Origin of the sequence: Agrobacterium sp. AGB01 (genome assembly GCF_014851585.1) — a bacterium.
In the GTDB taxonomy this organism is placed as follows: Bacteria; Pseudomonadota; Alphaproteobacteria; order Rhizobiales; family Rhizobiaceae; genus Agrobacterium.
Window position 1 is genome coordinate 577,505 of record NZ_JACVAB010000003.1, and the last position, 11,845, is coordinate 589,349.

General features: G+C 54.1%; 11 protein-coding genes. 4 read left to right on the plus strand and 7 right to left on the minus strand.

Going from position 1 to position 11,845, the window contains the following annotated elements; translation table 11 throughout:
- Positions 1-330 precede the first annotated feature (330 nt).
- Together IB237_RS14440 and IB237_RS14445 are read left to right on the plus strand one after the other, a co-directional pair.
- Positions 331-714: a RidA family protein gene (locus tag IB237_RS14440; RefSeq protein ID WP_192489343.1), complete on the plus strand. Its 384-nt coding sequence runs from the start codon at positions 331-333 to the stop codon at positions 712-714.
- Between the two features lies 1 nt (position 715).
- A complete protein-coding gene (locus IB237_RS14445; RefSeq protein ID WP_210323945.1) occupies positions 716-1,855 on the plus strand; it encodes a PLP-dependent cysteine synthase family protein in 1,140 nt (379 codons plus the stop codon).
- Positions 1,856-2,140: 285 nt separating this feature from the next.
- Here IB237_RS14445 and IB237_RS14450 read toward each other — a convergent pair whose 3' ends face one another.
- From IB237_RS14450 to IB237_RS14470, 5 genes are all read right to left on the minus strand, one after another.
- Complete coding sequence (locus IB237_RS14450; protein ID WP_192489344.1) at positions 2,141-2,926, minus strand: ABC transporter permease; 786 nt, start codon at positions 2,924-2,926, stop codon at positions 2,141-2,143.
- Positions 2,923-4,104 carry an ABC transporter permease gene (locus IB237_RS14455; protein WP_192489345.1) on the minus strand — a complete coding sequence of 394 codons (1,182 nt, stop codon included), beginning with the start codon at positions 4,102-4,104 and terminating at the stop codon, positions 2,923-2,925. The genes IB237_RS14450 and IB237_RS14455 overlap by 4 nt, the downstream gene beginning before the upstream one ends.
- Positions 4,101-5,165, minus strand: a complete 1,065-nt coding sequence (locus tag IB237_RS14460) for an ABC transporter ATP-binding protein (protein ID WP_192489459.1) — start codon at positions 5,163-5,165, stop codon at positions 4,101-4,103. Before IB237_RS14460 ends, IB237_RS14455 begins: the two co-directional genes overlap by 4 nt.
- Positions 5,166-5,272: 107 nt before the next feature.
- Positions 5,273-6,313: an ABC transporter substrate-binding protein gene (locus IB237_RS14465; RefSeq protein WP_192489346.1), complete on the minus strand. Its 1,041-nt coding sequence runs from the start codon at positions 6,311-6,313 to the stop codon at positions 5,273-5,275.
- Positions 6,314-6,429: 116 nt separating this feature from the next.
- Positions 6,430-6,978: a cupin domain-containing protein gene (locus IB237_RS14470; RefSeq protein WP_192489347.1), complete on the minus strand. Its 549-nt coding sequence runs from the start codon at positions 6,976-6,978 to the stop codon at positions 6,430-6,432.
- Positions 6,979-7,159: 181 nt separating this feature from the next.
- On the opposite strand from IB237_RS14470, the gene hisD reads away from it, so the two are divergent.
- Positions 7,160-8,458: a histidinol dehydrogenase gene (gene hisD, locus IB237_RS14475; protein ID WP_192489348.1), complete on the plus strand. Its 1,299-nt coding sequence runs from the start codon at positions 7,160-7,162 to the stop codon at positions 8,456-8,458.
- Positions 8,459-8,662: 204 nt separating this feature from the next.
- Here hisD and dgoD read toward each other — a convergent pair whose 3' ends face one another.
- Together dgoD and IB237_RS14485 are read right to left on the minus strand one after the other, a co-directional pair.
- Positions 8,663-9,811, minus strand: a complete 1,149-nt coding sequence (dgoD, locus tag IB237_RS14480; RefSeq protein WP_192489349.1) for a galactonate dehydratase — start codon at positions 9,809-9,811, stop codon at positions 8,663-8,665.
- A gap of 46 nt (positions 9,812-9,857) precedes the next feature.
- Positions 9,858-10,622: a FadR/GntR family transcriptional regulator gene (locus tag IB237_RS14485; RefSeq protein ID WP_192489460.1), complete on the minus strand. Its 765-nt coding sequence runs from the start codon at positions 10,620-10,622 to the stop codon at positions 9,858-9,860.
- Positions 10,623-10,825: 203 nt separating this feature from the next.
- Between IB237_RS14485 and IB237_RS14490 the strand changes: the two genes are divergently transcribed.
- Positions 10,826-11,809, plus strand: coding sequence for an arabinose ABC transporter substrate-binding protein (locus IB237_RS14490; protein WP_192489350.1), 984 nt, complete (start codon positions 10,826-10,828; stop codon positions 11,807-11,809).
- Positions 11,810-11,845: the final 36 nt, after the last annotated feature.

Sequence of the window (11,845 nt, forward strand, 5' to 3'; positions counted from 1 at the left end):
GCGCAGCACGCCCTCATCATTCTGCCTGACATAATTAGACAGAAATATCAGATTTTGTCAAATCTGTACGACAGATTTTTTATTCTGGATGACAGGTTGCTCTACGCCCTTGGAAAACCTTTAAAAAACCCTCCTACCGCGTCAGGACCGTTGAAAGCAGGTCTGGAAAAATCATCGACAGACAGTGATGCAATTGGCTTTGGACAAGCCTTCACATGCGATAACGTTGACAGGCCGCAGTGTGGCAGCACCATATTGCACAGTAAGAATCATCGCAGTGGCACCACCGCTGCGACACCAACGTCCGACAAAACTATAAGTGAGATTTCCATGAAGCCTGTTTCCACCGACGCCGCACCAGCAGCCATTGGCCCATATTCGCAAGCTATCGCCGTGAACGGACTGCTTTTTGTCTCGGGACAGATCCCAATCGATCCGACCACTGGTGAATTTTCGTCCAACGACCCGGTTGAACAGACCCGCCAGTGCCTGCGCAATCTCGCAGCCATTGCAGAGGCCGCTGGTACGGATCTTTCCAGAACCGTCAAGACAACAGTGCTGGTACGCGACCTGTCGCGCTTTGCAGACATCAACGCCGCCTACGCAGAATTCTTCAAGGCGCCCTTCCCTGCCCGCGCGACCTTCGAGGTTTCGGCGCTGCCAAAGGGTGCCCAGATCGAAATCGAAGCTGTCATCGCCCTCAAGGACGCCTGACATGACTGACATGTGTTGCGAACATCACTTTGAACTGCCGATAACAGCGGCTGACCGCGAATGGACGCGACGCGCATTGAATATTCTGCAGGGCGATGGACATCGCTCTGCAGACACGCACCTCGTCAAACCGATTTTTCCCGGCCTGAAAAACATCAGCGTATACCTAAAGGACGAAAGCACCCACCCGACGGGCAGTCTCAAGCACCGTCTGGCACGCTCTCTTTTCCTTTACGGGATTTGTAACGGCAGAATCGGTCCGGGCACAACGCTTGTTGAGGCATCTTCCGGCTCGACCGCAGTCTCAGAGGCCTATTTTGCGAACCTGCTGGATCTCCCCTTCATCGCCGTCATGCCGCGCTCCACCAGCCCGCAAAAAGTCGAGGCGATCGAGCGCTTCGGCGGCAAGTGCCATTTCGTAGACCATGCTGGCGACGTCTATTCCGTGGCGCAGAAACTCGCCACCGAATCTGGCGGCCATTATCTGGACCAGTTCACCAATGCCGAAAGAGCAACGGACTGGCGCGGTAACAACAACATTGCCCAGAGCGTGTTCGAACAGATGCAATATGAGGGTCACCCCGTTCCGGACTGGGTGGTGATGAGCGCTGGCACCGGCGGGACATCGGCAACGATTGGTCGGTTTATCCGCTACAAGAACCTCGAAACGCGCCTCGCGGTGGTCGATGTTGAGGGTTCTGCCTTCTATGACGCCTGGGCAAGTGGCGACATGGAAAAAACTGCTCCCGGAAGCCGCATTGAAGGCATTGGCCGACCACGCGTCGAGCCTTCCTTCGTACCCGGCGTGATCGACCATATGATCCGCGTACCAGATGTCGCTTCGATTGCTGCCGCGCACGTTCTTTCTGACCGGCTTTTCCGTCGTGTTGGTGGCTCAACCGGCACAAACTTCTTCGGTCTTTTGTGCATTGCCAGCGAAATGATGCGCCAAGGCAAAGACGGATCACTGGTATCCCTGATCTGCGATAGCGGAGACCGTTACTCCGCGACTTACTACAATCCGAAATGGATCGAAGAGCAGAAGCTGGACATCAAGCCGTGGCGTGAGCGCATCGAGGCATTCATCGACCACGGCACACCACTAAAGTATTCCGAACAGCAATCTCAGCCCAATACATGAGAAAACGGCCCAAAGGGAAAGTCGCGAAGTTTCTCTTTGGGTCGCTATCAACCACGTTTGAAGTCGGCTGTTTTCTAAGGTTGCTGATCAACACAGAACGACAGACGACGAAATCATTGCCGCCTGCCTTGACACCCGTAAAAGTGAGAATAGCCGGGTAACGATAAAGGCCAACCCTTCGCAAACGGAACCCGTCCTTTCGAGGGCTTTGGAACGTCCTCTTGCACTACAAAGTGTGATTTATTGCGTCACTAACGCAATGACGGCAGCGCAGGTGACTTGTCTTTACGCCCGCGGGCTCTTTTTCTGAGCCAAAAGGACCAGTCCCGCTATTAGCACGGTTCCCACAATGAACAGCAATGCTGCAGCCGCAATTGCAGGGCTGATGTTTTCCCTGATTGTCGAAAACATCTGGCGGGCAACAGTGCGCTGATTGGGCCCCGCAACGAACAGCGTTAGAACAACTTCGTCCAGGGATGTGGCGAAGGCGAAAACAGCACCCGACACAATACCCGGCATGGCAAGCGGCAAGGTCACTTTCTGAAGGACGACAAGTGGCGATGCGCCAAGGCTTGCTGCGGCATTCTCAAGCCGTCGATCAATCCCTTGCAGTGCCGCAGTAACGTTGACCACTACGAATGGGATAGCAATAACAGTGTGCGCGATGATAACGCCAACATATGTGTTGGCGAGACCATACTGAGCAAACATCAATTGCATACCCACCCCAAGCACGACTGCCGGAACAACCATTGGCAGGAGGAACAACGTCCGAAAGAAGCTAAACAGCAGCGAAACCGATTTTCCTCGCAATCCAAGAGCTGCAACAGTTCCCATGATGGTCGCTAAAATAGTCGTTCCGCTTCCGATCAAAAGACTGTTGATTATGGACCGACGCCACGCGTCAGCCGTGAACAACTCGTGGAACCACCTGAATGAAAACCCAGGGATGGGATAGTTGAGAAAAATGCTGTCTGTAAAAGCGAGCGGAAGAATTGCGAACAGCGGTGCCATAAGGAAGAAAATTACGGCCGATCCGAATACGGCTTTGCTGGCGGTAAGCGTTTTCATGTGCGCGCCTCCTCGGAGGAAAGACGAAGGTACACAATATAGAGGATCATCGTTGCTGCCAACAGAACGATACCGAGAGCGCCAGCCATCCCCCAGTTTGCCGCACCAGTCGCATAATAGGCGATAACCGAGCTTATCATCTGATCTTGCGCTCCACCGATAAGCGCAGGCGTGATGTAATAGCCGAGAGCACTCATGAAGACGAGCAGCGCGCCTGATACGACACCGCGAAGGCTGAGCGGAAGTAAAACCAACAGGAATGCGCGGATAGGTGAAGCGCCTAATGAGGCTGCCGCTGGCATAAGATTTTTGGGAATACCGATAAGAACGCTAAAAATTGGTAGGACCATGAAAGGTAGGAGCACATGAGTCATCGCAATAACGACGCCGAGCCGGTTGAAGATCAGAGGAACAGGCCCGCTCGTCAATCCAAGCGTTTGAAGCGTCAAGTTGATGAGACCGTTGTCCTGAAGAATAATGTACCAAGCGGCAGTGCGCACCAGCAATGAAGTCCAGAGTGGAAGAAGTACAGCTCCCAGAAGCAGTTGGCGTTTCCACCCGGTCGTTGATGCAGCAACCATCGCGAACGGCAAGCCCACAGCGATACAGCAGATTGTCACGATGCCTGCCATGATCAATGTACGGATCAGCGTAGTGCGATTGGCCGAGGTACCCTCCGGAGCGTTCGCAATGTTGCCGCTGGCGTCTCGTTGCAGATCGACAGCTGCCAGCAGGTTTCTGTCTGTAAGGGAGGCGCTCGCCGCGTCTTGAACTGCGATCCAGAACGCCGGGTCGCTCCACCGCGTGTCAACGGACACAAGGTCGGCGACCGTCTGGTTCTCCGCAACAGCGTTACGTGTCTTGGTCATCAGAGTGCGGAAACCGGACTTAGCACTGTTCAGTCGACGGACGAGATCACCGAATAACTGATCATCACTGATATTACGTATATCAGCGGCCAGCGCCGCTTGTGCCTCTGAAGACGGTGTCGATGACCGATCCCAACCTTCCAATGCCTCTGAAACCGTAGGAAGAGCATTTGACGCGACCGGATCAGAAACAGCGGACTTCATCATCGTGAAGAGAGGCGCCACGAAGAAGAAAACTAGAAAAATTGCGAGTGGCGCAATGAGAGCGAACGACTTGGTTTGTTTGGAGAGCCACGATGTTTGCGTCATGTGACGATCCAACATTGTTCGGGGCTGAACGACGCAGCAATGTCTTGCCCAATCTCTGGAGCCACGGCCTTTCGATTGGCTTTGACGACAAGCCTCCGACCACCAGCATTGACCTCCACTTGAAGATGGTCTCCGTGGTAGACAATGTCAGTCACTCTCACCTTGAGCTCGTTTTGGCCCTCACCGACCGTGCCGAGTTCAATCCGTTCCGGGCGGACCGATACCTTAACGTGTTTTCCAGGCTCATACGTTGCGGTAGAAGCTATCCTTATCGGCTGACTGCCTTCCAACGAAACGTCAAGAAGGCCGTTAGATGAAGACGTCACCTTTCCAGAGAGTAGATTTGTTTCTCCAATAAACTCAGCGACGAACTGAGTTCTTGGCCTGTCGTATATTTCCGACGGACCTCCGATTTGTTCAATTTTTCCATGATTGAAAATCGCGATACGATCCGACATTGTCAGGGCTTCTGTCTGGTCATGTGTGACGAAGACAATGGTGAGACCCAAGCGGTGATGAAGATCGCGAATGTCCATTTGCATCTGCTCGCGAAGCTTTTTGTCGAGAGCCCCCAATGGCTCATCCATTAAGACGACTTCTGGTTCGAAAACCAATGCGCGGGCCAAAGCAACGCGCTGCTGTTGCCCACCGGACAGTTGTATGGGCTTACGTTCCTGAAACGCCCCAAGCTGAACCATGTCGAGCGCCTTTGTCACCCGTTCAACAATCTCACTCCTGGAGGCACCACGCATTTTCAGCGGAAACGCCACATTCTCAGCAACGGTCATGTGGGGGAAGAGTGCATAGTTCTGAAAAACGACACCCATATTTCTCTTATGGGGAGGAAGGGAATCGACGCGCTTACCAGCAACTGAGATCGAACCGCTAGTCGGGCTCTCAAACCCTGCCAGCATCATGAGAAGCGTCGTCTTTCCAGACCCGGAAGGCCCAAGCATGCTGACGAACTCACCCTTGCCGATAGACAAGTCTAGATTATCAACAACAGTCATGATGCCGAACGCTTTGCTGACTTTGTCGAAATTTATAAACGCGTCGCTCATCATAACCTATACTCGTATTGGATAACGCAACCTCCCTCCTCTCTGATGAGGGAAGGTCCGCTGCCCTTTTCCAGGCAACGGATATCAGGACATGAAAAGGCTGGCGCTTACTGCGCGAGCCAGGCGTTGAAGCGTTGCGTCAGCTCCTCCGCGTTGTCGGTCCAAAAGTCTACATCAAGCGGGATTGCGTCACTAATGTTTGCTTCAGTCGTCGGAAGTTCTTCTTGGAACTGCTGAGGGACCAACTTGGTCGCTCCCAGGTTTGGCAGACCATAAGCAATATACTCGGGCAGCTTGGCCTGATTTTCAGCCTTGCTCGCATAGCTAATGAAATCCATGCCCGCGTCCTTGTTCGGGCTGTCTTTCAAAATAACCCAGCTGTCGATGGCGTAGATACTACCCGGGAACACAAAGCCGAACTTCTTGCCTTCCGAGCGGTTGATACCGCTGATACGGCCATTATAGGCCGTGGTCATGACCACTTGTCCCGACGACAGGAGCTGCAGCGGCTGAGCGCCTGCATCCCACCAAATGATGTCGGCCTTCAATTCGTCGAGCTTTTTAAATGCGCGATCAACACCACCTTCACCACTGAGAACGTCGTAGACCTCTTTGGCAGGTACACCATCTGCCATCAGAGCGAACTCGAGGGCGTATTTCGGACCCTTACGGAAGCCGCGCTTGCCAGGGAACTTCTGCGTATCCCAGAAGTCTGCCCAAGTCTTCGGGCCTTCCTTTAGCTTTTCTCCGTCATAAGAAAGGCCAGTCGACCATACGATGTTGCCAACGCCGCAGTCACTGACCGCCGCAGGAAGGTAGGCGTCCTTACCGCCAAGTTTTTCCCAATCGATTTTTTCATAGATGCCGTCGGCGCAACCCAGCGCCAATTCTTCAGCCTCGACTTCGACGACATCCCAGTTGGGAACGCCAGCCTTGACCTTGGCCTGCAAAACGCCGTAGCCACCATCCCAACTTTCGTCGAGAACCGGCTTACCAGTTTCGGCTGCATAGGGTTCGGAGAAGATTTTACGCTGAGCATCCTGAAAGTTTCCACCCCAAGACACGACTGTCAGATCGCGTGCCTGCGCACTCAAACTGCCTGCCATCAGGATGGTGGATGCAATGATTGTAGCTTTAAAGATTTTCATCGGACGCTCCCCTTTGTGTTATCGACCGGCCAATAGGAAAGCACGTTTCCAAACTTTGAAAAGCGGGGTTAACCACCTTGTTCACTATACTCACCACCCTTCTGTAGGTTTGAACATCAGTAAGTCGGTGGTGTAATCGCGCTCAGGATTTCGCTAGGCCCTTCGTCTACATTGCGGAATCGATGGGGAAGCCTGCTATCAAAATAATATCCATCCCCAGGCTTCAGGACCTTTTTAACGTTGCCCACAGTGATCTCAACCATTCCCGACAGTACCATTCCCGCTTCCTGGGCCGCGTGAGTGAATTCCTCGCCAGTGTCTGCACCAGGCGCGTAGCGCTCATGCAACATCAGGAGTTGCCGGTTGGGATGGTCCAGTCCGATAACGCGATATGAAATTGTATCAACCTTTCCAATCTCCACGAGGTCTGCGGACGAGTAGAAGGGTGAATACGGCAGACTGGATTGGAGATCAGAGAAAAAACCCGGAAGTGTCGTACCAAGTGCATCCAGAACCGCACCAAGCGTATCTATTGACGGGCTCATCCGGTCACGCTCGATAAGGGAAATCGTCGAATGCGATATGCCCGAGCGCGCTGCCAGTTCCCTAACTCCCAAGTCTCGGCGGCGCCGGAGCTCTCGAAGCTTACTCCCAATTTTAGGCATCAGTCAGGCCCTTCTGGTTCTGTATGCGGACGACCATGACACCCCAAGCCCTGGTGAGATACCCAGCACCGGCAAACACTCTTCAATGTGGTGAATATAATGAACAAGTGGTTTAGGGGCAATTGCCGGAAAGCTCACCTTGGAAGATGCTCACGTCAATCATCCCACATAGGAGGTTTCGATGACGTCGCGTCTCAATGCGCTGGAAGGCAAATTTATCAAGATTAAAGAACCTACGCGAGACGCTGTCTCCGATACGGCTCCCGTCGAAAAAACGGTGAAGGACATTATCGCGAACGTCCGCGAGCGTGGCGACGCAGCGGTTCGTGAATACTCGCTCACCTTCGACAAAGCCGACGTCGCGAAATTTGAAGTTACAGAGGAAGAGAAGCAGAAGGCTGTTGCTGATCTCGACCCACAGACACGCGAAGATACCGAGTTTGCCATTGCAAACGTCCGCCGCTTCGCAGAGGCTCAGCTCGGCACGATTCTGCCGCTTGAAATCGAGAGCCTGCCGGGCCTGCACTTGGGGCACCGCGTTATTCCGATTGAGATCGTCGGTTGCTATGTGCCAGGTGGACGCTATCCGCTTCTTTCGGCACCAGTCATGACGATTGTCCCAGCGAAGGTCGCTGGTTGTGACCAGGTTATTGCTTGCCTGCCGCCAAATGCGCATCCTGCAATGATCGCTGGCTGCCACCTCGCTGGCGCAGATCGTATCTTCCGCGTGGGCGGTGCACAGGCTATTGCAGCAATGGCTTACGGGACCGAGACCATTCCTGCCGTCGACAAAATCGTCGGTCCGGGCAATGCATTTGTAAACGAGGCCAAGCGTCAGGTCTTCGGCCAAGTTGGTATTGACCAGTTGGCGGGTCCAAGTGAAATCTTCATCGTCGCCGATGAAACTGCCAACCCGGCAACACTTGCAACCGATATGCTGGCCCAGGCCGAGCACGATGTGCGCACGCGTGTTGGCCTCGTAACGACCAGCCGTGAGATCGCGGAAGAGACTATAAAGGAAGTCGAGAAGCAGCTCGAAACACTGTCTACGGCGGCTGTGGCCGGCGTCGCGTGGAGGGACTACGGCGAAGTTACCCTCGTAGAGGACGAGGAAACGATGATCGCCTATTCCGATTACATCGCAACTGAGCACCTTCAGGTTCACACGCGCGACGCGAAGGCGACAGCGAAAAAGCTGCGCAACTACGGCTCTATCTTCATCGGTGAACTTGCAAGCGTTGTATACTCTGACAAGTGCTGCGGCACCAACCACACGCTGCCAACCATGGCCGCGGGTCGTTATACTGGAGGCCTTTGGGTTGGCTCCTACGTGAAGATTGCCACCCACCAGTGGCTTGATGAACGTGGCGTTGCTGCGGTTGCTCCTGCTGCTGTTCGCCAGAGCGCGACAGAACAGCTTGAAGGTCACCGCCGCGCTGCAGCGCTGCGCCTGAGCCCTAAGCAGCTTGCAGCAGAATGATCTGATCCTGCCGCAAGTCTGATGTTGAGGAAAACCGTCGAAAAATTCCGCGGTTTTCTGCATCTAAAAAGGCGATTGTGGCGTCGACTAGGCGTATCCGCCGCAGCAAATAACGGCCGTAAATAGACAACGAGAAAACGCCGTGACAGGGATATGTCACGGCGTTTGTTTCTGTGTGCTTGGGTCATCACACCTGTCGCAGCATTACCACTCGGCGACGCTGCCATCTTCATGGCGCCAGACCGGGTTGCGCCAGCGGTGCCCTTCCTTGGCGCGCTCAATCACATAGGCTTCATCAACCTCAATACCGAGGCCAGGTCCCTGCGGAATGCCAACAAAACCATCGGCATACTGGAACACGTCCTTGTTGGAGATGTAATCAAGGATATCGTTGGACTTGTTGTAGTGAATGCCGAGGCTCTGTTCCTGAATGAAGGCATTGTAGCTCACGGCATCAACCTGCAAGCAGGCAGCAAGAGCAATTGGACCAAGCGGGCAATGCGGAGCAAGCGCCACGTCATAGGCTTCGGCCATGGTTGCAATCTTGCGGCACTCGGTAATGCCGCCGGCATGGGATAGATCCGGCTGTAAAATATCAACATAGCCGTCCGACAGAACAGACTTGAAGTCCCAACGTGAATAGAGACGTTCACCAAGCGCAATCGGCGTCGAGCAATGGTTGGCGATTTCCTTCAGCGCTTCACGGTTTTCAGACAGCACCGGCTCTTCAATGAAAAGCAAGTTATAGGGCTGCAATTCCTTGGCCAGGACCTTGGCCATCGGCCGATGCACACGGCCATGGAAATCAACGCCAATGCCGATATGCGGGCCTACGGCCTCGCGAATGATCGCGATGGTTTCAACGGCCTTTTCAACCTTTTCCCAGGTATCAACGATCTGCATTTCCTCGCAGCCATTGAGCTTGATTGCCTTGAAACCACGGGCAACCACATCACGGGCATTGTTGGCCACATCGCTCGGCCGGTCACCGCCGATCCAGGAATACACCTTGATCCGATCACGGACCTGTCCACCCAGCAAAGCGTGTATGGGCTGGCCCAGCGCCTTGCCCTTGATGTCCCAAAGCGCCTGATCGATACCGGCAAGCGCACTCATATGAATGGCGCCACCACGATAGAAACCACCGCGGTACATGACCTGCCAGTGGTCTTCGATCATCATTGGATCCTTGCCAACGAGATAATCTGCCAGTTCATGCACGGCTGCTTCAACGGTCAGCGCACGGCCTTCGACAACCGGCTCACCCCACCCGACAATTCCCTCATCCGTTTCAATCTTCAGGAACATCCAGCGCGGAGGGACAATGTAGGTCGTCAGTTTCGTAATTTTCATGAAGCTTCACTCATCTAGCAATAAAATCCGGAAGGGAAATCCGCGATCAGACGGGACAGTGATCGGGATGTTTGCGCACAGCGATTGCAAGATCGCGCGCTGCAATTTCGAGCATATGGTTGGCGCATGTCCGTGCCGCATTCGCATCCCGCAAACGTAACGCTTCAACAAGCTGATAGTGCACATCCAGCGCCTCGACCCGGGTATCCACCGCCTCGTTGGAGGCGTGCAGGGAAAACTCCAGCGCGGCGCTGATAATGCTCGAGAGCTGCATGAAAACCTGATTGTGACTGGCTTTGAGCAAAGCGGCATGGAAGGCAACATCCGCCTGCGTGAATTTTTCCACATCGCCTTCAGAATCACGCATCTGCTGCCAAGCCTGCTCTATCTCGGCAATCTCCTGCATGTTGGCGCGTTGCGCGGCAAGTTCCGCAGCAAACGGCTCGATTGCCCGGCGGGCATCGAGCACGCATTGCAAAAGATCCAGTTCAAAAATGCGCGGACCGATCCACTCCAGAACCTGCTGATCGAGAATGTTCCAGTCTTCCTTGACGCAGACCTGCGTGCCGATACGGGAACGTCCACGTACCAGGCCTTTGGATTCGAGAATCTTCAAAGACTCCCGGATCACTGTCCGGCTGACGGAATATTGCGTGCACAGCTCATTTTCTGTGGGCAGCATGCTTCCTGCGGGAAACACATCGGCAAAGATATCAGTCGCAATCGCTCGCGTTACATTTTTCTGGACACGAGGGCGTTTGACGCTCCCGGCACCATTGGCTGGCACAGCCTGTTCCTGCCGTTCTTGCAACGCCACTCTTAACCTCCCGCTTGCTTCGCCACATGTCGCGATCCTTATCGCAGTTTCACTCACATGGCGATGCCGTGTCGCATATCACGACCGCTATATGTCATATACTGACTTTTTATTCATCATACAAATGCAATTGACGAATATGATGAAAGAAACTAAACAACAAACACTGCAAAGGCAGTCACCTAGGGAGAGAGACAATGGGCTTTGTTAAAACAGCCATTCTGGCTGGCACTGTCGCCGTATTCGCCGCGACCTCCGCATTCGCCGCCGACGTCAAGATCGGCTTTATCGTCAAGCAGCCGGAAGAGCCATGGTTTCAGGACGAATGGAAATTCGCTGACATCGCCGCCAAGGAAAAGGGTTTTACCCTTGTCAAGATTGGCGCTGAAGATGGTGAAAAGGTACAATCCGCCATCGACAACCTAGGCGCACAGGGCGCGCAGGGCTTCATCATCTGCACCCCCGACGTGAAGCTCGGCCCCGGCATCGTTGCAAAGGCCGCAGCCAACGACCTCAAGATCATGACGGTTGATGACCGCCTGGTAAATGCAGATGGCAGCCCTATCGAAGATGTGCCACATATGGGCATTTCTGCCGCAAAAATCGGCGAGGCCGCTGGCCAGACAATCGTTGATGAAATCAAGAAGCGTGGCTGGGACATGAACGAAGTGGGCGCAATCCGTGTCTCCTACGATCAGCTGCCAACGGCAGTTGACCGCGTAAACGGTGCGCTTGACGCCCTGAAAGCTGCCGGTTTCCCAGAGGCCAACATCTTTGATGCGCCGCAGGCAAAAACTGATACGGAAGCCGCTCTCAACGCAGCAACCGTCGTTCTCAACAAGAACGCCAAGATCAAGAAGTGGGTCGCCGTCGGCCTGAATGACGAAGCCGTCCTCGGTGCGGTCCGCGCGACGGAAAGCGTTGGCATTACGGCTGACAACATGATCGGTGTTGGCATCGGCGGCGCAGAATCTGCCATCAACGAGTTCAAGAAGGCTGACGCGACCGGTTTCTTCGGTACCGTCATCATTTCTCCGAAGCGCCACGGTTATGAAACCGCTCTCAATATGTATGAGTGGATTGCCAACGACAAACAGCCGGAAAAGCTTATTCTGACGGCTGGTCAGGTCGCACTGCGTGATAACTACGAGGCAGTTCGTGCCGACCTCGGCATTGAATAACCACTGATCCGAAAAGCAATGACCGGCCGCTTAAGG